The organism is Pseudomonas segetis, from assembly GCF_900188155.1.
GTDB lineage: Bacteria > Pseudomonadota > Gammaproteobacteria > Pseudomonadales > Pseudomonadaceae > Aquipseudomonas > Aquipseudomonas segetis.
In genome coordinates this window covers 973,794-996,063 of record NZ_FZOG01000001.1, presented here as the reverse complement: position 1 = coordinate 996,063, position 22,270 = coordinate 973,794, and the positions used below count along the sequence as shown (strand labels likewise).

General features: G+C 57.0%; 23 protein-coding genes. 3 read left to right on the top strand and 20 right to left on the bottom strand.

What is annotated here, in order from left to right; all coding sequences use genetic code 11:
• Positions 1-17: 17 nt before the first annotated feature.
• From CHB79_RS04615 to selD, 7 genes are all read right to left on the bottom strand, one after another.
• The gene (locus tag CHB79_RS04615) at positions 18-2,000 is read right to left on the bottom strand and encodes a transglutaminase TgpA family protein (RefSeq protein ID WP_089359024.1); all 1,983 of its coding nucleotides are present in this window, start codon (positions 1,998-2,000) and stop codon (positions 18-20) included.
• Positions 1,997-2,974: a DUF58 domain-containing protein gene (locus CHB79_RS04610; protein ID WP_089359023.1), complete on the bottom strand. Its 978-nt coding sequence runs from the start codon at positions 2,972-2,974 to the stop codon at positions 1,997-1,999. The genes CHB79_RS04615 and CHB79_RS04610 overlap by 4 nt, the downstream gene beginning before the upstream one ends.
• Positions 2,971-3,888 carry an AAA family ATPase gene (locus tag CHB79_RS04605; RefSeq protein WP_010483706.1) on the bottom strand — a complete coding sequence of 306 codons (918 nt, stop codon included), beginning with the start codon at positions 3,886-3,888 and terminating at the stop codon, positions 2,971-2,973. The genes CHB79_RS04610 and CHB79_RS04605 overlap by 4 nt, the downstream gene beginning before the upstream one ends.
• A 142-nt stretch (positions 3,889-4,030) precedes the next feature.
• Positions 4,031-4,639 carry a flavin reductase family protein gene (locus CHB79_RS04600; RefSeq protein WP_010483702.1) on the bottom strand — a complete coding sequence of 203 codons (609 nt, stop codon included), beginning with the start codon at positions 4,637-4,639 and terminating at the stop codon, positions 4,031-4,033.
• Between the two features lie 35 nt (positions 4,640-4,674).
• The gene (locus tag CHB79_RS04595; protein WP_089359022.1) at positions 4,675-4,953 is read right to left on the bottom strand and encodes a hypothetical protein; all 279 of its coding nucleotides are present in this window, start codon (positions 4,951-4,953) and stop codon (positions 4,675-4,677) included.
• A gap of 77 nt (positions 4,954-5,030) precedes the next feature.
• Positions 5,031-6,131, bottom strand: a complete 1,101-nt coding sequence (mnmH, locus tag CHB79_RS04590; protein ID WP_010483698.1) for a tRNA 2-selenouridine(34) synthase MnmH — start codon at positions 6,129-6,131, stop codon at positions 5,031-5,033.
• On the bottom strand, positions 6,131-7,165 hold the full coding sequence (gene selD / locus CHB79_RS04585; RefSeq protein WP_010483696.1) for a selenide, water dikinase SelD: 1,035 nt from the start codon (positions 7,163-7,165) through the stop codon (positions 6,131-6,133). Before selD ends, mnmH begins: the two co-directional genes overlap by 1 nt.
• 110 nt (positions 7,166-7,275) lie before the next feature.
• On the opposite strand from selD, the gene CHB79_RS04580 reads away from it, so the two are divergent.
• Complete coding sequence (locus CHB79_RS04580) at positions 7,276-8,307, top strand: patatin-like phospholipase family protein (protein ID WP_010483694.1); 1,032 nt, start codon at positions 7,276-7,278, stop codon at positions 8,305-8,307.
• Positions 8,308-8,428: 121 nt separating this feature from the next.
• On the opposite strand, the gene CHB79_RS04575 is transcribed toward CHB79_RS04580, so the two are convergent.
• From CHB79_RS04575 to CHB79_RS04515, 13 genes are all read right to left on the bottom strand, one after another.
• Entirely contained in the window at positions 8,429-9,265 is an 837-nt protein-coding gene (locus tag CHB79_RS04575; protein WP_089359021.1) for a 5'-nucleotidase, lipoprotein e(P4) family, read from the bottom strand.
• A gap of 204 nt (positions 9,266-9,469) precedes the next feature.
• The gene (locus CHB79_RS04570; protein ID WP_089359020.1) at positions 9,470-10,558 is read right to left on the bottom strand and encodes an AI-2E family transporter; all 1,089 of its coding nucleotides are present in this window, start codon (positions 10,556-10,558) and stop codon (positions 9,470-9,472) included.
• A gap of 117 nt (positions 10,559-10,675) precedes the next feature.
• Entirely contained in the window at positions 10,676-11,449 is a 774-nt protein-coding gene (locus CHB79_RS04565) for a DUF4892 domain-containing protein (RefSeq protein WP_238530353.1), read from the bottom strand.
• A gap of 35 nt (positions 11,450-11,484) precedes the next feature.
• Positions 11,485-12,147, bottom strand: coding sequence for a glutathione S-transferase family protein (locus CHB79_RS04560; protein ID WP_089359019.1), 663 nt, complete (start codon positions 12,145-12,147; stop codon positions 11,485-11,487).
• A 50-nt stretch (positions 12,148-12,197) separates the two neighbouring features.
• Positions 12,198-13,067 (bottom strand): alpha/beta hydrolase, encoded by an 870-nt coding sequence (locus CHB79_RS04555; RefSeq protein ID WP_089359018.1) that lies wholly within the window; start codon positions 13,065-13,067, stop codon positions 12,198-12,200.
• Positions 13,064-13,885 carry an alpha/beta fold hydrolase gene (locus tag CHB79_RS04550; protein WP_089359017.1) on the bottom strand — a complete coding sequence of 274 codons (822 nt, stop codon included), beginning with the start codon at positions 13,883-13,885 and terminating at the stop codon, positions 13,064-13,066. The genes CHB79_RS04555 and CHB79_RS04550 overlap by 4 nt, the downstream gene beginning before the upstream one ends.
• A gap of 86 nt (positions 13,886-13,971) precedes the next feature.
• A complete protein-coding gene (locus CHB79_RS04545; protein ID WP_089359016.1) occupies positions 13,972-14,628 on the bottom strand; it encodes a LysE family translocator in 657 nt (218 codons plus the stop codon).
• Between the two features lie 31 nt (positions 14,629-14,659).
• Positions 14,660-15,469 carry an AraC family transcriptional regulator gene (locus CHB79_RS04540; RefSeq protein WP_010483683.1) on the bottom strand — a complete coding sequence of 270 codons (810 nt, stop codon included), beginning with the start codon at positions 15,467-15,469 and terminating at the stop codon, positions 14,660-14,662.
• Between the two features lie 99 nt (positions 15,470-15,568).
• A complete protein-coding gene (locus tag CHB79_RS04535; protein ID WP_089359015.1) occupies positions 15,569-16,009 on the bottom strand; it encodes a hotdog fold thioesterase in 441 nt (146 codons plus the stop codon).
• A gap of 81 nt (positions 16,010-16,090) precedes the next feature.
• Positions 16,091-17,758 carry an AMP-binding protein gene (locus CHB79_RS04530; protein WP_089359014.1) on the bottom strand — a complete coding sequence of 556 codons (1,668 nt, stop codon included), beginning with the start codon at positions 17,756-17,758 and terminating at the stop codon, positions 16,091-16,093.
• A gap of 295 nt (positions 17,759-18,053) precedes the next feature.
• The gene (gene sixA / locus CHB79_RS04525; protein WP_010483677.1) at positions 18,054-18,515 is read right to left on the bottom strand and encodes a phosphohistidine phosphatase SixA; all 462 of its coding nucleotides are present in this window, start codon (positions 18,513-18,515) and stop codon (positions 18,054-18,056) included.
• On the bottom strand, positions 18,515-18,862 hold the full coding sequence (locus CHB79_RS04520; protein WP_010483675.1) for a DUF4389 domain-containing protein: 348 nt from the start codon (positions 18,860-18,862) through the stop codon (positions 18,515-18,517). Before CHB79_RS04520 ends, sixA begins: the two co-directional genes overlap by 1 nt.
• 45 nt (positions 18,863-18,907) lie before the next feature.
• On the bottom strand, positions 18,908-19,930 hold the full coding sequence (locus CHB79_RS04515; RefSeq protein WP_010483673.1) for an NAD(P)H-dependent glycerol-3-phosphate dehydrogenase: 1,023 nt from the start codon (positions 19,928-19,930) through the stop codon (positions 18,908-18,910).
• Between the two features lie 529 nt (positions 19,931-20,459).
• Between CHB79_RS04515 and fabA the strand changes: the two genes are divergently transcribed.
• Together fabA and fabB are read left to right on the top strand one after the other, a co-directional pair.
• Positions 20,460-20,975, top strand: coding sequence for a 3-hydroxyacyl-[acyl-carrier-protein] dehydratase FabA (gene fabA / locus CHB79_RS04510; protein ID WP_089359013.1), 516 nt, complete (start codon positions 20,460-20,462; stop codon positions 20,973-20,975).
• An 11-nt stretch (positions 20,976-20,986) separates the two neighbouring features.
• Positions 20,987-22,207, top strand: coding sequence for a beta-ketoacyl-ACP synthase I (gene fabB / locus CHB79_RS04505; protein ID WP_010483670.1), 1,221 nt, complete (start codon positions 20,987-20,989; stop codon positions 22,205-22,207).
• Positions 22,208-22,270 lie beyond the last annotated feature (63 nt).

The following is a 22,270-nucleotide window of genomic DNA, read 5'->3' as shown; positions in this document are numbered from 1 at the left end:
GTCCAACTCGCTCAACGCTAGGTCAAACGCCAAGGCAATGCCCTACGCAACGCCCGAAGATGCTGTTCAAGAATCGCCAGGGATTGGCCTTGACCGCCATAGCGCTGGGCCTCGAAAGCCCTGGCGAACTGTTGGATCTGCCTGGCTTGGCCCGGCAAGGCTTGCGCAGCACGCCGGGCGAAGTCTCGTGGCCCTTCTGCCGGTTGGCGAACGAGTGCGTGGCGCGCCAACAAGCGTTCAAAACGCCTGAAAACTCTCTGCTGCTGATCCCGCTGGTGCTGCCATGGTTTGAACAGAAACAGCGCAATCAAAGCCAGCACAATGGCGCCACCACCGACCAGGCACAAGGCCAACCAGCGGCCATCGACCTTGCCGAACCAGCGCTGAAACAACTCCAGTTGCTGCGCGCCTTGATAACCCAGCACCCAGCGTTGCCAGTCGTAATTGACTTGATCCCAGGCAAGCCTGAATTGATTGAGCCACGCCAACTGCCGATAGCGCAGTGGTGAAAATGGCGATTTTTCCAGGAAGCTATTTTCCCCCGCCACGGCTTCTTCCAGTCCCAGTTCGATACGTTCCGGCGCAACTTCAAATGTCGGGTCAACGCGAAGCCAACCCTTACCCGCCTGCCAGTATTCCACCCAGGCGTGCGCATCGAACTGGCGGACCTGCAGATAATTGCCAGACGGATTAAGCTCACCACCTTGATAGCCCGCAACCACCCGCGCCGGAATCCCCGCTGCACGTAAAACAAAGGTCATGGATCCCGCGTAGTGAGCACAAAAGCCGCTACGGGTTTCGAACAGAAAATCATCAATGCTGTTAACCCCAACCGCTTTGGGGCGCAATGTGTAGTGAAACGGCTGGCGATTGAAGTTGCGCAGCACCGCTTGCACCAATTGCTCGTCTTGCGGGTATTGCTGCTTGAGTTGCCGTGCCCAGGCGCGGCTGCGTGGATCACCACCGTCCGGCAGCTGCAATGCGCGTCGCAAAGTCTCTGTCGAGGCTGCCGGCTCCAGCAGCGCCTGTGGCCATGAAGTCAGATTGTACAGCAGGGAGCGATCCACCGGTTGTTTTCGCTGCAGACGGAAATCACTCATCATGCGCGTGCCTTCAAGGCTGGTCTGCGCCACATCCAGGCTAAACAACCAGGGCCTGGCACTTGGCTGCATGACGATCTGGTAATTGATAGGTTCGCCCTGCTTTCGCCACGACGGCTGCAGTGGCAACCGTGCAAATCCCGACTGTGACCAACGTCTGCCGTCAAAACGATCCAGTGTCAGCGCGCGCCAGTAGAGCTGATTCCGTGGCGGCGGTTGCCCCTCAAAGCTGGCGCGAAACGCCAGTTCACTGGACTGGCTCAGCTCGGCAATATCCGCCGGCGCCATGCTGTCCGAAAGACCGGTGACCCCTTTTGCGTTGGCCCCAGGCAGCGACCATAAAGGCCCCATCCGCGGGAAGAACAAAAACAACAGCAGCATCAACGGCAAGGCTTGCAGCAGCAGTGAGCCGGCCAGTTTCGCCGTTGCCCAGGGGCGCGTGGCCAGCGTACTTTGTTGCAGCCCGATCATCGCCGCCAGCAAGGCACTAACCGGCAACAGGCTGAAAATGGCGGAAAGCATGCTGTCATCGAACAAGTAGGCGGTAACAACGGTAAAGAAGCCCAGAAAGATAAGCACCAGGGCATCACGGCGAGTACGCACCTCGACCAGTTTCAGGACAAAAGCGGCAATCAGCAACACCACGCCCGCATCGAGCCCGACCAGGCTACCGCGTGAAACAAAGACACCAATGCCGGCAGCAAGCATCAAGGCGCCTTTCAACCAGGCATTGGGAAACCGGGCGCGCATGCGATAGATCTGTACCCGCCAGGCTGCGCAGCCAAGCCATAGGCCGACAACCCAGAGGGGCAAGTGACCAAGGTGCGGGATAATGACCAGCAACTGGGCAATCAATAGCCATGTCAGGCTGACGCGCGGAATGCTTTGCGGCTTGTTCATGCTGGCGCGCCCGGCTCAGCGAAACTCGAACCGAATAGTGTCAGCGCTCGCAAGCATCTGTCGCGATGCTGCTCGCCGCTGTCAACGCCGATATACACCCCTGGCAAGGCCAGTGAAAACGGTTGCTGGCGCTCGCTCAACTGCAACACCCAATAGCACAGCAGTGACAGACGGGCCTCGGTATCGCTGGCCAGCGCACTGAAGTCCAGGCTGATATCGCGGCCACTCAGTGCGGTAAAGTCCTTGACCAATAAGCCCAGCCCCCGGGAATAGGCTTTCCAATGCAGGCGGCGCTTAGAATCACTCGGCTGGTACGCCCTGAGCCCTTGGAAATCATCGGCACCACTGCCATGAGCCCGTGCGCCCTGCTCCTGCGGGTCATCACCAAGCCCTGCGCCAATTGGCAAATCGCCCTCAACCGGACGCGGATAAACCAGTAGCTGCAAATCCAGATCGACCCAACTCCAGGCCACCAGAATTCCCAAGGGGAATCTGCTCTCAACCCGCACCCTGCCTGGGCGTAACCAGCCACGCGACGTGGCCGGCAACCCTAGCTCGGCATCACTTCCCGACAACGCAGCCACATCAAGTTGCAGCATGCCTTGGGAGGGCCAACCCAGCACAATCGCCTCATGGGCCCGGCGCTCACTTTCAAGCCGTACGTTGAAACGCGCATGCTCGCCGACAAACACAGGCTCGGCAGGACCCGACTTGAGCATCAAGCCACTCAGGTTGAGGTAGGTGTGCAAGATAGCGACGATAAAGACCGAGCCCAGTAAAAACGTCAGGCCGTAGGCCAGGCTGTTTTGATAGTTGATCGCGGCCAGCAACATCAGGATCAACGCCAGGATAAACATCGCACCAACCCGCGATGGGATGATAAATATTTGCCGCTGGCTCAAGCGCAGGTTTTTCGCTGGGGGAATGCGCCGGGCCAACCAACGGTTCCAGCGCGACTGCAGACCTTGGATCAAATCGCTGCAACCTCGCGCAACAACCACTGCACCAAAGTACCGCCGCTGTGGCCCGCTGGGTCCGCACGCTCGCGTAGGCGGTGACCCACAACCGAGGGCAAGACAGCCTGCACATCTTCGGGTATCACATACTCGCGGCCTTCAAGAAGTGCCCAGGCCCGAGCAGCAGCCAACAATGCCAGGCTGGCCCGCGGAGACAGCCCCCAGGCAAACTGAGGCTGGGTGCGGGTTGCCTCTACCAGGCGCAATACATAGTCGACCAAGGCATCGCTGACCCTGACCTTTGGTACTTCATCTTGCAAGAGGGCTAACTGTGCGTGGTCGAGTATTGGCGCCAGCCTGGGCAACAGGTTGCGCCGTGCATCCCCCATCAACAAGGCCTTTTCAGCCGCCTTGGCGGGATAACCCAAGGACAAGCGCATCAGGAAACGATCGAGTTGAGACTCCGGCAAGGCAAAGGTCCCGCCTTGGCTAACCGGGTTCTGGGTGGCGATTACAAAAAATGGATCGGGCAAGGCGCGGGTTGCGCCCTCGATGGTGACCTGGCCCTCCTCCATGGCCTCAAGCAACGCACTCTGGCTTTTCGGCGTGGCGCGGTTGATCTCGTCCGCCAGGACCAGTTCGGCAAAGATCGGCCCCTGGTGAAAGACAAATTGCCCGGTGTCCTTATCAAACACCGAGGTCCCCAGAATGTCGCCAGGCAATAAGTCAGAGGTGAACTGAATCCGCTGAAAGCTCAGCCCAAGCACCTTGGCCAAGGCCTGGCTCAGCGTGGTCTTGCCCATGCCGGGCAAGTCCTCGATCAAGAGATGGCCACGCGCAAGCAAGCAAGCCAGCGCGAGCCTGACCTGCTGCTCTTTACCCAAGAGTATTTCGTTGACTGCGCTCAGGCAGGCATCCAACTGGCTGCGCATCATGAACTCCCACGACAAGTTAACCTGATGCTACTGGCAGCCGCAGTTGCGGCAAAGGGCTATGTAACCTTTGCTCACGAAACTGTGAGCAACACCCTCAAATAGCCCTTTGGACAACCGGTCTGTGGCTGTACGCAGCAGGTCAAGTCGGGCGGATCATCTCGAAGGTATCGCGGGTACGGGTGTACGACATCCCACCCAGGCGCCCGACTATATCCAGTTTATGTGGGTCGACCCGGCCTTTTTCATTGAGCACAGCATCATCGATATGCGCCAGCAGTACCTGGGCAAAAATCAGATTGCAGTTCGGGTTGTGCTGCGGAAAAGGCTGGATCTGCGAAACCTTGCACTCAAAGGTAACTGCCGCGCCTGAGACGCGCGGCACCGCAACCCGCTCGCTGGCAACACTGGCGATGCCGCAATGCTCAAACTCGCTGACACCATGCTCCAGGATGGCAGAGCTGGCGTTCATTGCCTCGGCGTGCTCAAACGACACCAGTTGGATAACCAGCTCGCCGGTTTCCTGGGCGTTGCGCAATGTGTCTTTCAGGCTGCCGTCGGGATGATGATTGACATTGACCAGCAAGGTCGGCGGCTCATCGCTGATGACCTGAAAAAAACTAAAGGGCGCAAGATTGCTCACGCCCGCAGCTGAACGACTTGAAACCCAGGCGATGGGCCGTGGAGTCACTGTCGAAGCCAGCCAACGGTAGGCATCAAGGGCGGCTAACTGAGTGAAATCGATGCGCATTGGCAATTTCCCTGTCAGGGTTTGTTTCGAGTGGATTAACGGCCCGCGCGGGACTCGTCGATATAAAAGCGTGCTTTCTGGGCCTTGCTGCTGCAACCCTCGTAGGCTTCAAACTGCTGCTGGGTCTTGGCCGCGGTCAACAATGACAAGGCCTTGGAGTAGCTGACAGTACCGGCAAAACCTTCAGCCTTGGCCAGGTCAAGCTGTTTCCAGGCGGCATCCAACTGATTGGCGCAACTATCACGATTGACCGTTTTGCCAGAACAACCGGCCAGCAGCGCAACGACTAGGGGTAAGCAGATCAATGCTTTCATGGTGCTTCTCCAATATTTGATATACCCGCTGGCCTGGGGCCAGCAGAAGATTGCGATTGTTATCAAAGCAAATTAGTTCAACCCGCTGCACGCTCACGCAAGTACTCGACCACCGCCGCTTGCTCACCACTGAACTCGATACGCCCGGCCTTGCTCTCATGCTGAAACACGTACATCGGGTCGTAATACTCGATTAATAGCGTTTCAATCCAGCCACGATGCAGGCTTACATCATTATTGACCTGCTGTTCAATCAGGGCTTGATCCATGATCGCAGCCAAGCGCTGATAACGCTCGCCCCCTAAACGCTTGAGAATATTAGCCAGGCTTTGTTGCAGGCGCTCAGCGAAGGCTGCAAAGCCCGCCTCCTCGCCAAGCAACTGAACAAACTCGGCCCGAAGATCTATTACATAATCCTTGAGGATACGCTCAACCCGCCCTTCTACACTGTCTTCCAGCCAGACCAGCGCAAAGCCTTGCATGCCTTGATATAGAGACAGGGGCAACGAGCAACGACCGATAATCCGACCTTCGTCCTCAAGTACGAATTGATTGATACCGCGTTCGCGCTTTTTCAGTATGTCGATGGCCAAGGCATTTTCAAAATCGATCTGCGTGGGCTGAGCCGTTGCGCGCTTGCCGAAGCTCGATCCACGATGGTTGGCATGGCCTTCAAGATCCAGGCTGTTTTCAAGTTGCGCAACCACTTCGGTCTTGCCCGTGCCGGTCATGCCGCCGACCAGTACGAACCGGCTTTGCTCGATGGCAAGTTCAGTTGTTTCAATCAAGAAATTGCGCATGGCTTTGTAGCCGCCCGCTACCCGCGGGTAGGCAATGCCCAGCTCCGATTTCAACCACTGCTGCACGAGCTGCGAGCGCAGGCCGCCTCGAAAGCAATAGAGATAACCTTCGGGATTGGCCTCGGCAAAAGCCGCCCAGGCCGCCAGGCGATCGGCCTTGAGCTGGCCGTTGACCAGTTGGTGACCCAGTTCGATTGCGGCTTGCTGGCCGTGTTGCTTGTAGCAGGTGCCAACCTTTTGCCGTTCGATGTCGTTCATCAATGGCAAGTTGACGGCACCGGGAAAGGCGCCCTTGCTGAACTCAACAGGGGCGCGGGCATCCATCATCGGGGAGTCTTGCAGGAAGATCTGGCGGTAGTCACTGGTGTCGTCACGCATTACACCACCTCAACCGCATGGCTCTGTCGCTCACACATTTGGCCAATAGCTTCAAGATGCAAACCACACTCGGCGGCCGTTTGCAGGAATTCGCCCTCGGCCTCGGGCTTAACGGCAACCAACAAGCCACCACTGGTTTGCGGATCACATAACAGCAACTTGCACAGCTGCGGCAGTGGCGCAATCTTGTCGCCATAGCTGTCGAAGTTGCGCAAGGTCCCACCCGGTATGCAGCCCTGCTCCAGATAATACTCAACGCTGGACAGGCGCGGCACCTTGGCAAATTCGATCCGCGCGGTCAGGCCGCTGCCATCGGCCATTTCAACCAAGTGCCCAAGCAGGCCAAAACCGGTAACGTCGGTCATGGCCATCACGCCGGCCAACTTGGCAAAGCGGCTACCGGGTTTGTTCAGGGTGCACATCCAGTCGCGCGCCAGGCCGATGTCCTCATCGCGCAGCTTGGCTTTCTTCTCGGCGGTGGTCAGAATGCCGATTCCCAAGGGTTTGCTCAGATAAAGCTTGCAGCCAGGCGTGGCGGTGTCATTGCGCTTCATGTGGCGCTTTTCAACCAGGCCTGTGACTGCCAGGCCAAAAATTGGCTCCGGTGCATCGATGGAGTGTCCGCCAGCCAGGGCGATACCCGCCTCGTCACAAATCGAACGGCCACCACGAATCACTTCACGAGCCACTTCAGGCGCCAGCACATTGACCGGCCAGCCCAAAATGGCGATAGCCATCAGTGGGTCGCCCCCCATTGCATAGATATCGCTAATGGCGTTGGTCGCCGCGATTCGCCCGAAATCGTAAGGGTCGTCAACGATTGGCATAAAGAAGTCGGTGGTGGAAACCACACCGCGCTCCGCGTCGATCTCGTACACTGCGGCGTCATCGCGAGAGGCATTGCCAACCCAGAGTTTGGGATCGAGATTCTGCGCGCCACTGCCGGCCAGGATCACTTCCAGCACCTTTGGCGAAATTTTGCAGCCACAACCGGCGCCGTGGCTGTATTGGGTCAAACGAATTGGCTCACTCATAATTTCTCACTGGTCGTGTCGACAGGCGGGCACATTCTAGCAAATACAGCCTTGGCGCTAGCGCCTCTCGCGGGTATGTTGTCAAAACAATGCGTTATGAGGGATTTACGGTGAAAAAGCGAGTCGCCCTGGTCTTGGGTTCAGGTGGTGCACGTGGTTATGCACACATTGGTGTTATCGAAGAACTCGAAGCCCGTGGCTACGACATCGCATGCATCGCTGGTTGCTCCATGGGGGCCGTGGTTGGCGGCATCTATGCTGCCGGAAAACTCAAAGAATACAGTGAATGGACGCAAAGCCTGGACTACCTGGATGTATTGCGCTTACTGGATGTCAGCTTTCGCCTGGGCGCGATTCGCGGTGAAAAGGTTTTCGGCCAGATCCGGGAAATTGTCGGCGACGTCAAGATCGAGGACCTGAGGATACCTTTCACTGCCGTGGCAACCGACCTCACCAACCAGCAGGAAATCTGGTTTCAAGAAGGTAATTTGCATCAGGCCATGCGCGCCTCCGCAGCCATTCCGAGCTTGTTTACTCCTGTAATCCAGGGCTCGCGCATGCTGGTCGATGGCGGTCTGCTCAACCCCTTGCCCATCGTTCCTGTGGTTTCCAGCCACTGCGACCTGATTATTGCTGTCAACCTCAATGCCACCAACCAGCAACACTATCAACTGCCTGTAATCGAGCGCCCTGCAGCAATCAAGGGCCGCTTTGACCAGATGATGGCATCGCTCGGCTCGCGCCTTCCCACTTTGCGTCGGAAAACCACCGAGGGCGAAGAACAGATGCTGCTGCTCGAGGATGATTCGGCGCTTGAGCATGAATACATCCTGCAACCTGACCAGCAACCCCCGGCGGCACCCGAGCCTGAAGCTGATGCAGCGCCCAAGTCGGCGTCAGGCTCGCGCATTGCCAACGTAGGCGGCCCGGCATCGTTGCTGGAGCTGGTCAACCAGAGTTTCGAGGTGATGCAGGCATCGTTGGCGCAGTACAAAATTGCCGGCTATCCGCCGGATATCCTGATCAATGTACCCAAGCGCGTATGCCGTTTCTTTGAGTTCTACAAGGCCCCTGAACTGATCATGCTCGGCCGCCAGATTGCCAAGGATACGCTGGACAAATATGAGCGCGGTGATCACTAGACGGCTGTAGGCACAGCCTTGCTAGCCATAATGGATAAGGCTGGGTAAAACAATGCCCAGCCTTGCTCCACGCCACAATATATCCCGCCAGGCGGGATATATTCCCTCCTAGGCCGCGCAATCAGTTTGCTGGTTTCCAGCCCCCACGCTCAGCCGCCTGGCGAAACCTGGCCCGGTTGGCCGGCGTATCTGCAGGTTCTGATTCACCAAATATGGCTTTGATCCAGTGGCCGTCGGTGGGATTAGGAAACAGGATGTACCGACCACCAAACTTGCCATGGTTGTCGTCCACCAACTGCGCGCGCTTCTCGACCGTATCGACATAATAACTGCGCTCGAAATCATTGAGGTTGTCACCCAACATCAACAACACATTGAACTGCTCGGCGATCTTGTGCTGTGCCGGCTCCTTGTTCGAGCTTTCGCGCAGAACGGTCACATGGGCTTCATCGGCATCAGGCAGCTTGTACTTGCGCAGGTTATTCAGCGCGTACTCGTATGTCTTGTCGCCCTGATCACGGCTGGATACATAGAAGATTTCCACCCCGCGCGACTTGGCGTAGTTCAGGAACTCCAGAGCGCCCGGGGTCAAGGTCGGACCATTGTCAGCCACCCAGCGATCCCAGCTAGGATCATCGAAAAACGCTTTATCCTGGGCGATCAAATAGCCCCAATAGCTGTTACTGCTGAGAATGGTGTCGTCGATATCACTGATGATCGCTGGTTTTTTGTCACCGGGCTTCTGCTCGGCCAATGCCTGATCCAGGCGCGCCTTTGCAATGTTGAAGCCTTGATAATAGAGCGCCCGATATTCCGCCGCAGTCTGGCGCCAGGCCACCGCATCAGTCAGCAGGTTCGAGTCAGGGGCCTCGGGTTCGGTGCTTGAGGCATTTACGCTGGCCACAGGTAAAGCCAACAATAACAACGACAGGCTAATAGCATTCTTGAGATGGGGCATGGATACATTCCTTGTAGTGCCTTGCGCTTGGGACAGCGAAAGCTGAACCAGTCATACACCGGCCGCTGTCATATCACAATCAGGAAGCCGCACAGGCACAACAATCTGGCGCGCCCGTATATGTAAGTGCAGAACCCGCATCCGCTAGGGTGCCAGCGACCGCTCTCACATCTCGAACGGCCGCCTATCGACGATCATCTGGACTCAGCTCGGGGGTTGATCTGTGCTGCGTATCACCACGCCGGTTTCGGTCTCGAATTTCGGCTGCCCGTGGGCCACCCAGTCTGTGACCAGATTGTAGGCGACCGCCAGTAAGGTCGGCCCCAGAAACAGCCCCATGAAACCAAAGGTCAGAATGCCGCCAAAAACGCCGAGCAACACCACCACCAGCGGTAAGTTACCACCCCGGCTGATGAGGTAGGGTTTGAGGATATTGTCGACCCCACTGATGATCAGCACGCCCCAGATGCCGAGGAAGATCGTCATGCCGACCTCGCCATTCCATGCCAGCCAAGCCACCGCCGGCGCCCAAACCAGGGGTGGGAACATGATCAGGCTTGCCCCAAAGGTCAGTAATGCCAGGAGCAACGCTCCCGGAACACCCGCGATCAAAAAGCCGATGTAAGCCAGTACTGCCTGCGCTGCAGCCGTACCAATCACCCCATTGACCACGCGCTGAATAGTGCCTGAAATCAAGTGGATATAGTGATCTGCCCGGTCCTCGATCAAGCGCTCGAGCAGGCTGCGGGCAAAAGCGGCAAGGCGCGGGCCGTCACGGTAGAAAAAGAACACCAGTACCAGGCTCAACGCCAGCTCAAGCATGCTTCCGCCAACCTGCGCGCTGCGCTCCAGGAGCCAGTTGCCAACCTGGCCAAAGTAAGGTCGCAGCGATGCAAAGAAAGCAGCGCCTTGCTGGTCGATGGTGATCCAGAGAGAAACCAGGCGATCCCCAACCAGGGGCACGTTCGCAAGCCATGCAGGTGGAGCTGGCAGACCGGTTACCTGCAGGTTCTTGATCAGGCCAGTGGCATCGCGAATATGATCGGCCAGGTTATAACCGAGCATGACCAATGGCACGGCCACCAGCACTATCCAGCACAGCGTGAGTATGGCCGCGGCCAATGACTCACGGCCCTTTAGCATATGGGTGAGCCAGCGCATCAGCGGCCAACTGGCAAACGCCAGCACTGAAGCCCAAAACAGCGCCGACCAAAATGGCGCAAGTACCCACAAGCTTGCGCCCAGCAATGCCAGCAGCAATATCTGCACCAGCAAGCGATCGTTATTGAGCATTTCAATGTCCTGAAAATATGAATGAAACGAACAAAGGCCCTGTGGGTTACACAGGGCCTCGTTAATCAGGCTGCCTTGGTCGGTATCGCAACTACGGCGGGTGGGATACTTGAGCGGTTAACGCAATACATTCACCTGCAAACCGCTAACATCGGCATTGCCCAACTCAAGTCGCGAGCTGCGCACCCGTTGCGCGACCAATGCCTCACGCCAGCTTTCAGCATTGTTACCGGCAAGGCTAACACGCATGGTGCTATCGGAATTCAATGCACGTGACAACACTTCGACCCAGGCTGGCGTTGGCTCCTGCTGGTTGGACAAGTTCAACACGCCAGTGGTTCGCAATTGACGTAATAATGTTGCAGGCGTTGGTAATATGTCCCCTAGCGCACTATCACTGGCGAGCAGTTCGGCATGCAGGTAGGCCCGGCGATTACCGCGCGTGATGCTGTACAGCGCCAGAACGCTGTCTTGTTGCGGTTCAGCCAGCCTGAACAAGGCGAACGACTGCTGATCATCCGGCCCATAGAGGATTGACTTGGAGAACACCGAATTAGCCCATAGGCTACTCCCTCCGCAATCACGTCCCTTACACCAATAAAGCATCTGGGCATTCTTGGCCAACAACGCTTCCCGGGTGCTATTGAATACCTGATCTGAGCTGTGTGTGTCGGGCAATCGATAGGTGATTGCGGTGAGATCGCCCTTGAGTTGAATTTCATTTTCATAGCGCAGACGGCCACTAATTCTGCGAATGGAGCCTTGCGGGTAGATACGTTCCTGCTCCGCCTGCTCGCTGTAATCGACGATCTGGCTGCCGGTAAAGCGCGGCATTACCGATAAATCCTTGCTGCCCGGCACATCCGCCAGTACCGCGGAACTGAATACCATTGCTAGCGCGACACAAACACTACGTATACCAGCCATTAGCGAGCCAACATTGTCTGGGCGGATTTGACGACCTTCACACCGTCATCTTCGCTGTGTGGAATGGCCAGGCCGCGCTGCACGGCCGGGCGTTGAGCAATGACATCAAGCCAGCGCTGGAGGCTGTCAAGGCCGTCAATCGAGACGCCAGCCCAATCGTGTAGCCGCACCCATGGAAAGGTCGCGATATCCGCGATGCTGTATTCCCCAGCTAAAAACTCCTCCTCTGCAAGACGAGTATCGAGCACTTTATATAGACGTCGGCATTCGTGCTGATAGCGATCGATTCCCACCTGGATTTTCTCGGGCAGATAACGATAAAACACGTTGGCCTGTCCTTGCATCGGGCCTACACCACCCATTTGGAACATCAACCACTGCATCACCCGTGAACGACCTTTGACATCTTGCGGCATCAACCGGCCAGTTTTCTCCGCGAGATAGACCAGGACCGCACCGGACTCAAACACCGCAAAATCATCGTTATCATGGTCGACAATTGCCGGGATACGGCCATTGGGGTTGACGCGAAGAAAGGCCGGGCTTTTCTGCTGCTTCTTGTCGAAGCTCAACGCGTGCACCTTGTAAGGCAGGCCAAGCTCTTCGAGAGCAATCGCTACTTTGTGTCCATTGGGTGTGGCCGCGGTGTAGAAATCAATCATGTACTTCTCCATTGCAATGGCACCACCATTCCCCAGTTCGGTTTGCCAAGTCAAGAAGACAGCATGAAGCGATTGAAACAGTCTGCTACAAGCTGCGCGCCGCGTTCGTCATCAAGGTGCAGGTGATGTCCTCCCGGCAGTTGGGTGACCTCGAAGTCAAGTTCGCTCATGACCTTGTCGTAGGTGGCTTTGGCCTTGCCCAGCAAGATGCCCTGCTCGGCCACGACCAAGCTAACCGGGCAAGCGACTCGCTTGGCAAATGCCATTGCCTGGGCCTGCGTCAATAGTAGTTTAGACGGCAATGTGAGCCGGCTGTCTGCGCTCCATGAATAGCCGCCAGCTACCTCGATCAAGCCGCGCGCAGCCAACAGTTGCGCAGCCTCAAGGCTGACCGAGGTCATGCCGTTCATGCGCATTTCTACAGCACGCCTGAATTCGGGATGCACTGTTTTGCGCTTTTTGGCCAATTGCATCTGCGCCATCAACGCATCGCCAAAGCGCTGCGGAGCAGCTTCAGCCTCGAGTGTATGGGGAGTCACGCCATCGATCAGCGCCAGGCGCTCAATCCGCTCAGGCAAGGCACCGGCCAGCAGAACCCCAACAATTGCCCCCATTGAATGACCGATGATGCTGAATGTCTCCCACTCGAGAAATTCAGCCGCAGCCAATACGTCGTAGACATAATCCCAGATCGCATAACTGACGCCCCCAGGGCGATGCCCGGATAAACCATGCCCTGCCAGATCCAGCGCTACAATTCGCAGCCCCTCCAGCTTGGGCGCAAGGCGTGCAAAGGTGGCGGCATTATCCAGCCAGCCATGCAGGGCCAGCACCGGCTTGCCGTCGGTGGGCCCATAAACCTGGGCTGCGAGTTCTATATGCGGCAGACGCAACCGCAACTCCTGGATGTTTGAGCTCATGCAGTGTCCTTACTTGAATCGTGGCTGTCGATATCGGCCCAGCGCTGGAAAAATGACTTTAACAGCTCCGCCGTTTGCAACGGATGTTCCAGGGGAAACATGTGACCGCCCGGCATTGTCAGGTACTCACCCTTTGGTATCCGCCGTACATGCCGCGTGTGATGCGCAAGAACCACCCGGCTATGCTGGCCACGCACCATGGCCAATGGCACTTTCAATTGATGTGCAGGGCCAGCGCTGATGTGCGGCACATTGCGATAGATATTGATTTCCGTGGCTGGGTCAAAGCGCAAGCGCAGCCCCGTTCCAGTTGCTTGCAAACCATGCTCGATATAGGCACTCAAGCAATCTGGATCGAACCTGCGGAACAGGCTCTTGGCCGCGAAATAACGGTGTGCCTCGGCGGCATCGGCAAATGCCTCGCGTCGTCCAATGGTTCGTCCGGCCGGGGTGATGCGATCGATAAAACCGAAACGCTTGGCCGCGCGGATCACCCACTGATCAGCCAGGGTCAACAGCGGCGAGTCGAGCATGGCGACGCCCAGGTACAACTCGGGGCGCAACTGGGCGGCATGATAGTGCAAGACACCGCCAAGGGAATGCCCTACTCCCCACACCGGCTGTTCGCGTTGTTCGAGATGATGGATTAGCTCGCGAACCAGGTTGCTCCAGTTCGCATTTACCGGGAAATCGGGGTCGTGCCCATGCTGGCCGATATGCTCGACCTTGTAGTGTGGCCCCAGCGCGTCAAATAACTTGGTGTAGGTCGCTGCCGGAAAACCATTGGCATGGGCAAAAAATACCGTTTGATGGGGCATTGGCTAACTCAATCAATCAAAACCGAATGAATTGTCCAGCACCCTGAGGGTTATCACAATGAGCGTAATTGCCAGTGATGATGGTGCTATGGCCAAACACCTGTAGCCATGGCTACACGCCCCAGGATTACCACCGCCACCAGTAGAAACACCACTCCACAACATAGATCGATAGTGGGTACCAGGCGCACCAGGCGCATTTGCAGGCTCCGATGCGTCAAGCCGATGCTCAGCGCACTGAACCAGAGCAAACCGACGACAAACAAGATGCTCGCAGCCGCCAGTTTACCTGCCACCGACATATGCGCGGGAATCAAGCTGCTCAACAGTGCCAGGAAGAACACCAATGCCTTGGGATTGAGGATATTGGTGGCAAAGCCGCGTAGCCACGGGCCCAGCACCGAAGGTTCCAGGGCACGGGTGAACTGCCCGGTTTGGGCGGCCGAGGGCGAACTGAAACGTGAGCGTAGCGCGCCAAACCCCAGCCAGGCCAGATAACCCGCACCAGCGACCTGGATCAGGTTGAACAGCAGCGGAGAACGGCTGAGCAGCAATGACACGCCGGTCAACACCAAAATCCCGTGCAGCAAAATGCCACAGGCCAGCCCCAGGGCACTGAGCAAACCGCTGCGCCGACCTTGATGAATCGAGGTGCGCACAACCAGCGCAACATCCGGTCCTGGGCTGATAAGTGCTATCAAAAACACAGCCGTCAGCGACAGCAAGACGGAACTCTCCTGCATGGCAATCTCCACAAGATCAAATAAAGTCGGGTCAGCTGCTTGAACGCAACCTTGCTGGGGGCAACCCGTAGGTTCGCCGGAACAGGCGGGAAAAATGCGCTTGATCGTAAAAGCCCAGCTGCAGGGCTATGTCACTTAGCGAATCGCCGCGTAGAACCCGTGGCAGCGCTCGCTCCAGACGCAATTGAGTCAACCATTGATGTGGCGGCAAGCCACACTGGCGACTGAATCTACGCAGTGCTTGCCATGGACTCAGGCCGCAAAACGCGGCCAGCTCTTCCAGAGACGGTGGCTGATCGAGCCGTGACTCCATCCACTCACGCAGACGCCCCCATGTGCGCAGGTCAAACCCTTGATCCTGCTCCTTGATCCTCAGGCTCGAGCCGAGAGCCAGTAATGTCGCAAACATGCTCAGCAGGTTACTTTCCTGGGCCAGGGTCGAATCACCGTTGACCAGCGAGGCATGCAACACGCCCAGTTGCCGTTGCAGCTGGACATTGCGCAAGGAGGAACTGGTCAGGCGCGGCGTGCCGTGGCGCTCATCACTCAAGCTGCGACTCGCCTGCTCGAGCCGTTGCGGATCAAGGGCAAGCACGCGAATGCGATAGCCCTCGCCAGTGAGGCTTGCACCGTCGTGGATTTGCTCGGGCGCCATCAGCAAGGCATCACCTACCGTCGCCTGCAGGCGTTCACCCTGGCACACATAGCGGTGCTGCCCGCGCAGCAGCAAACCGATGTGGTATTCAAGGTGAAAGTGCCGGGGAAAGGCAAAGTTATGGTACTCGGCGTTGATTAAACGCACGCCGGGTAGGCCACTGATGATGTGTTGAGTCTGTTCCATGGCCGCTACTTTAACGCTTTGCAGCAGCCTGATCTTGGACAAAATTGCAGAGGGCAACGCGATCAATCACCGCCTGGCCGAACCGCGCGCCCTAACGGTTCACTTTGGTAACTCGCTACCCAGGGCGACAACCGCAACCGTCAATCGCGAAATACAACTGGTTTTACCCTCTTCGGTTGTCAGCCGAATATCCCACACATGGGTAGAGCGCCCCAGGTGGACGGCTCGCGCAACGGCTGTAACCCGCCCGCTGCGGACAGCGCGCAGATGGTTGGCATTGACCTCCAGGCCTACACAGTAGAACTTCTCTACATCGATGCACTGGTAGCTAGCGGTAGAACCCAATGTTTCGGCAAGCACCACCGATGCGCCGCCATGCAGCAGCCCATAGGGCTGATGGGTGCGGGAATCGACCACCATGCTCGCGGTTATCGACTCATCGTCAAATGACTCAAAGCGAATATCCAGCTGTTCACCAATGGTGTTTTTCAGCGTTGCATTCAACCCGTCGATATCGGGCGTTCGGCGCCACAGACTCATATGCGTTCCTTTTCCATAGCGTGGCATCACCACCGATCAAGCTGAATCAAGCACGAACGGTGAATATTGCTCACAGCAAAATTAGTCGTGCCAGACAAGAGGCTGGCGACTGTCACTCCAGGCCGCAAACCGACTGGAGTATGTGTCCTCGACCACATTACGCTTGATTTTAAGCGTGGGCGTAAGGAACCCATTCTCAATCGACCAGGTATCCTTGACCAACACCAGCCCTTGCAAACGTTCGTGCTGATCAAGCTGTGCATTGACCTCCTCCAACAACTTCACCAAGCTGCTTTCCAATTCGCTTCGGCTACTGTTGGCTGCATCCTGGCGACCTGTTTCCGACAGCACGCAAAGCGCCATGGGCTGCGCCATGCCGTCACCGACCACACACACCTGCTCGATGCGCGAATGCACCGCCAGGCGATTTTCGATCGGTGAAGGCGCGACATACTTGCCTTTGCTCGTCTTGAATATTTCCTTGATCCGTCCAGTCAGGCGCAAATTGCCCTCGCCATCCTGCTCGCCCTTGTCACCCGTGCGCAGAAAGCCATCCTCGGTGATAGTTTCAGCGGTCTTTTCCGGGTCTTTGAAATAGCCCTGCATGGTTGCCCCGCTGCGCACCTGCAACTCGCCATCGTCGGCAATTCGCGCCTCGACACCCGTGCTGTTTTGACCGATCCAGCCTTTTTTATACTTGCCGGGGCGGCAGACATGGGAATAACCGCAATTCTCGGTCATGCCATAGACCTCAAGCACATCCAGCCCCATGCGTTGATACCACTTGAGCAAGGCTTCAGGCACGGGCGCCGCGCCAGACAAGGCAAAACGGATCGCATCCAGGCCGAGCCCGGTCAGGACTTTCTTGCCCACAACAGGGCCGATGATGGGCAACTTGAGCAGGAAATCGAGCCGCTCGGCAGGCATCTTGCTGTAGACCCCCATCTGGAATTTGGTCCAGATGCGCGGTACGGCGAAGAACACTGTCGGTCGTGCACGCTTTAGGTCTTCAAGAAAGGTATCGAGACTGGCAGCAAAGAACACCGTCGGCCCACCGTAGAAGGATGAAAGCTCAATAAACATGCGCTCGGCGACATGGCACAGCGGCAGATAGGACAACAACCTGTCGTCTTCAGTGACACTAAATAGCGTACGCGCATTGCTCGCGGCAAAACCGAAATTACCGAAGTTATGCATCACCCCTTTGGGCAAGCCAGTGGTGCCCGAGGTGTAGATGATGGTGGCGAGCTGGTCCGGGGCCGGGCTCGGGCTGTCCTGGATAGGTGAGCAAGCCTGCAAGTCGCTCCAACTGAAGTCAAAGCGGCCCTCGGGATGCAACGGCATTGCGACCGTTGGGATGGCGTCGGAAATTCCCGGTGCCATGCTCGGCCAATTATCAAGCTTGCCAATGAATGCCAGTACCGACTCAGAATGCTCAAGCACATGGCTGATCGATTCGGCCGTCAGGTTGGGGTACAGCGGCACCGACACATGCCCGGCCATCCAGATCGCCAAGTCTGTGATTATCCAGTGCGCACAGTTTTTTGAAATGATTGCGATATGACTGCCGGGGGGGAAATCCCGGGTGCGTAGCCAGTGCGCCGCGCGCCGGGCTTGTTCACCCACTTCGGCCCAACTCAGCCTCTCAAGGCTGCCATCCGGCAGTGGTTGGACCAAATAGCATTTATCGGGGTGCCGTGCTTCTCGATGGTAGAAGGCATCGAGCGGCAGTTGGAACGCATCAGCCATGAAGTTTCTTCCCTTGTTATTATTTTCGGGGTAAACCAAGCAATTGCTTGGTTGACTATTTCATGCCCAAAGGCATCCCGCAAGAGAAGAAATGTTTCCGTGTGTAGTGATATTTCAGTTAGAGGAATCGCTTAAAAGGATAGCGGCCATGTTCGGGCCAGGCACAACGAGCAACGGCACTAACAACCTAAGCCGCGCACAACCATGGGCGCGTCAAATACGCATTCTGGGCACTTCTTTAACGAAGCCCCGACCGCCCCACTCATATCTGGCGCAATAGTTGTTCAGCGGCTATTTAATGATGGGCGTGAACCACGGCCAGTAGATCCATGGCTCCGGCAGCAACCATTGGCCCATCCAGCTCCGCCAGGCTTGCCGTCATCATCGGCAGCGGCTGTTCGCGATGACCATGGATCAGCAAGCCCGCCAAATCACCGACTAAAGGCTGATGAGTCACCAGCAAGATCTCTTCATCGGCATATCGGTCCAGTTGGCGAATGACATTACGCGACTGGCCGTCAGGCGTCAGCCAGGGCGCGGTTATGATTGGGGAGCCGTAGCCTAGCGTCTCGGCAACCAGGGCCGCCGTCTGCTGGGTACGCAGGTATGGGCTGGCAATGATCTGCCGAATGGGACGCCCCTCAAGCTGCAGCGCCGCCTTGCGCACCTGATCGCAGCCGTGCGCAGTCAAGGCACGGGCAGCATCAGTGGCAGCCTGGGGCTGCGCCTCACCGTGGCGCAACAACCACAAACGCATTACAACTTGGGCTCTTCGTCGCGCACCGGATGCGGCGCAGGTTCAACTGAATGCGGGGCCTCTCCTTGGGGGGCTTGCGGGGTTGGCCAATCGGAAAACGGCCAAGGCTTGGCCTCGGTATTGAAGGTGCCGAAACGCCCAATCTGCGCCAGGTACTGACTCAGGCTGTCACCAAAGGAAAGCAGTGTCTTGCTGGGCGCGCCGTAGAACAGGCGGTAGGCCAACTGCACCACGACCGTCACCCCCAGCACCACGACCACGGCTTGCCAGATAATGCTGAACAGCACCATCCAAAGGATCCTGAGCAGCAGTGACTCGCGCTCGATAAGGGTATTTTTCTCAGCCATGTGATTCTCCCTGAATAATCTGGACGCAACCCGCTCAAGGGCTGCCTAAAAACCGGTGGTGGAAATAAAGTCGACGTCTGTCTTGGGTTCGGCCTGCATCAATTTATCAATCACCTGGCCCAATGTACGCCCGCCAAACAAGATGGCGTACAAGCCACTAACCAGAGGCATGTAAACCTCCATTTCGTCAGCTTTGGCCTTGAGCACCTTGATCGTATTGACGCCTTCGGCAACCTCGCCCAGGCGCGCCACGGCGTCATCAAGGCTGAGCCCCTCGCCCAAGGCGAAGCCAACCTGATAATTGCGGCTCTTGGGCGAAGAACAGGTCACAATCAAATCGCCAACGCCCGCCAACCCCAGAAAAGTCATCGGATTGGCCCCCAGTTGCACGGCAAAGCGGGTCATTTCAGCCAAGGCGCGGGTGATCAGCATGCTTTTGGTGTTCTCGCCCATGTCCATGGCCGCAGCCATGCCCGCGATGATCGCGTAGACGTTTTTCAAGGCCCCGCCCAGCTCGACACCGAAGCGATCATTACTGGCGTATACACGGAAGGTCTTGCCGTGCAGAACCTCTTGTACACGCTGGCACAAGGCTTCGTTTTCACTGGCTACCACTGTGGCAGTCAAGGCACCAACTGCTACTTCCTTCGCCAGATTCGGCCCGGAAATGACACCAATGCACGCATTCGGTGCAATTTCTTCAATAATCTGGCTCATCAGCTTGAAGCTCTTGGCTTCAATACCCTTGGTGGTGCTCACCAGCATTTTACCGCCAAGCAACGGCGCGACAGGCTGCAACACTTGCCGCAGTGCGCTGGATGGCAAGGCGACGAAAATCAATTCACAACGTTCGACGGTTGACTGCAAATCGCTCAACGGCTCCACAGCCGGATGAATTTTAATCCCCTTGAGGTAGCGTGGATTCTCGCGCGTGGCCAATATCGCTTCGACCTGAGTCTCGTCGCGCATCCAATGCAAAACGCGCTGGCCGTTTTCAGCCAAGAGGTTTGCGATAGCCGTGCCGAAACTGCCGCCACCCAAGACGGCGATAGGTTGTTGCTCTGTCATAAAAAATCCGTTGTGCGCCATTTACACTGGCATTCTGAACGCATTATACGGGCCAAAGACCCAGCGGCTAGCCCAAACCGGAGCGAGATAGGCTGCACGACAGCTAAAACCACCTGCCCAGCCAAGACTAATAGCAGCATGGCGTTACAGTTTATCGCCCTGGCGTCGAAGCAATGCATGACACACCGGGTAATTCTGCTAGGTTGAAACCCAAAGCGGGCTTGGCACGCAGGCTGCACCGATTGCAAGTGAACGATTGAGCACTGCAGGCTTCATACAATTAAGGCTTGTGGTGACTTAAACTAACCGCCAGCGAGTGACTAAAGTGCTAGAGGCGAACGCTCAGCTAACAACTAAAATGTGCTTTCAGGCTACAATTGGCAAGCAGAGTACAACTGTACACTGTAAGCTGTGACTTTCATGGCGACCTAGCAGTCTATTAGTGTAAGCAAGCTGGCCTGCGACCTGTCGCGTGACCAGCCCGAACGACTTGCCCAGCCATGGAGCATGGGATTATTGAGGAGCTCGCATGACCAAACAAAACGCCTTCACCCAAGAAGACCTGTTGCGCTGCAGCCGCGGCGAACTGTTCGGCGAGGGTAATGCGCAACTGCCCGCCCCTAACATGCTGATGATGGACCGCATCGTTCATATCAGCGAAGCTGGCGGTAAGTACGGTAAGGGCGAGATCGTCGCTGAGCTCGATATCCACCCAGACCTGTGGTTCTTTGGCTGCCACTTCGAAGGCGATCCAGTGATGCCTGGCTGCCTGGGCCTTGATGCCATGTGGCAGCTGGTTGGCTTTTACCTGGGCTGGCAAGGAAACCCCGGCCGCGGTCGTGCGCTGGGTTCAGGCGAAGTCAAATTCTTCGGCCAGGTTTTACCTACGGCCAAGAAGGTCACCTACAACATTCATATTAAGCGCACCATCACTCGCTCGCTGATCCTGGCTATCGCAGATGGCACGGTCAGCGTTGATGGCCGCGAGATTTACAGTGCCGAAGGCTTGCGCGTCGGCCTGTTCACCTCCACTGACAGTTTCTAAAGGATTTTTCCATGCGTCGCGTCGTAATTACCGGCCTCGGCATCGTTTCTTGCCTGGGCAATGACAAAGAAACAGTCTCCGCCAACCTGCGCGCGGGTCGTTCTGGCATTCGCTTCAATCCGCAATACGCTGAAATGGGCCTACGCAGCCACATTTCCGGCTCGATTGATCTGAACCTCGAAGAATTGATCGACCGCAAGCTCATCCGATTCATGGGTGACGCGGCGGCCTACGCTTACTTGTCCATGGCTGAGGCGATCAAGGATTCCGGGCTGACCGAAGAACAGGTTTCCAACCCGCGCACCGGCCTGATTGCCGGCTCTGGTGGTGCCTCGACCGTCAACCAGATGGAAGCCATCGATACCCTGCGCGAAAAAGGCGTCAAGCGCATTGGCCCGTACCGCGTGACCCGCACCATGGGCAGCACTGTTTCAGCCTGCCTGGCCACTCCGTTCAAGATCAAGGGCGTCAACTTCTCGATCTCCTCTGCCTGTGCGACCAGTGCCCACTGCATCGGCCAGGCCATGGAGCAGATCCAGCTTGGCAAGCAGGATGTGGTTTTTGCCGGCGGTGGTGAAGAAGAGCACTACAGCCAGAGCTGCCTGTTTGATGCAATGGGCGCGCTCTCGACGCAATACAACGACACTCCGGAAAAAGCGTCCCGCGCATATGACGCCAAGCGTGATGGTTTTGTCATCGCTGGCGGTGGCGGCATGGTTGTAGTCGAAGAACTCGAGCACGCCCTCGCCCGCGGCGCAAAAATCTACGCTGAAGTCGTTGGCTATGGCGCAACTTCTGACGGCTACGACATGGTCGCCCCAAGTGGCGAAGGTGCTATCCGTTGCATGAAGCAAGCGTTGTCCACCGTTGACACGCCTATCGACTATCTCAACACCCACGGCACCTCGACACCGGTTGGCGACATCGCTGAGATGCGTGGCGTGCGCGAAGTGTTTGCCGACAAAGCACCGGCGATCAGCTCGACCAAGAGTCTGTCCGGCCACTCGCTTGGCGCTGCTGGCGTTCAGGAAGCTATCTATTGCATGCTGATGATGGAAGGCAATTTCATCGCCGGCTCAGCAAACATCGATGAACTGGACCCGGAAGTTGCGGATATGCCAATCCTGCTGAAAACCGAGGAGAACGCACAGATCAACACTGTGATGAGCAACAGCTTCGGTTTTGGCGGCACCAACGCAACATTGGTGATGAAGCGCTGGACTGGCAAGTAGGCTGTTGCTGAGCCTGCGACACTAAAAAGGGAGCCAATGGCTCCCTTTTTGCTGCCCGCGATT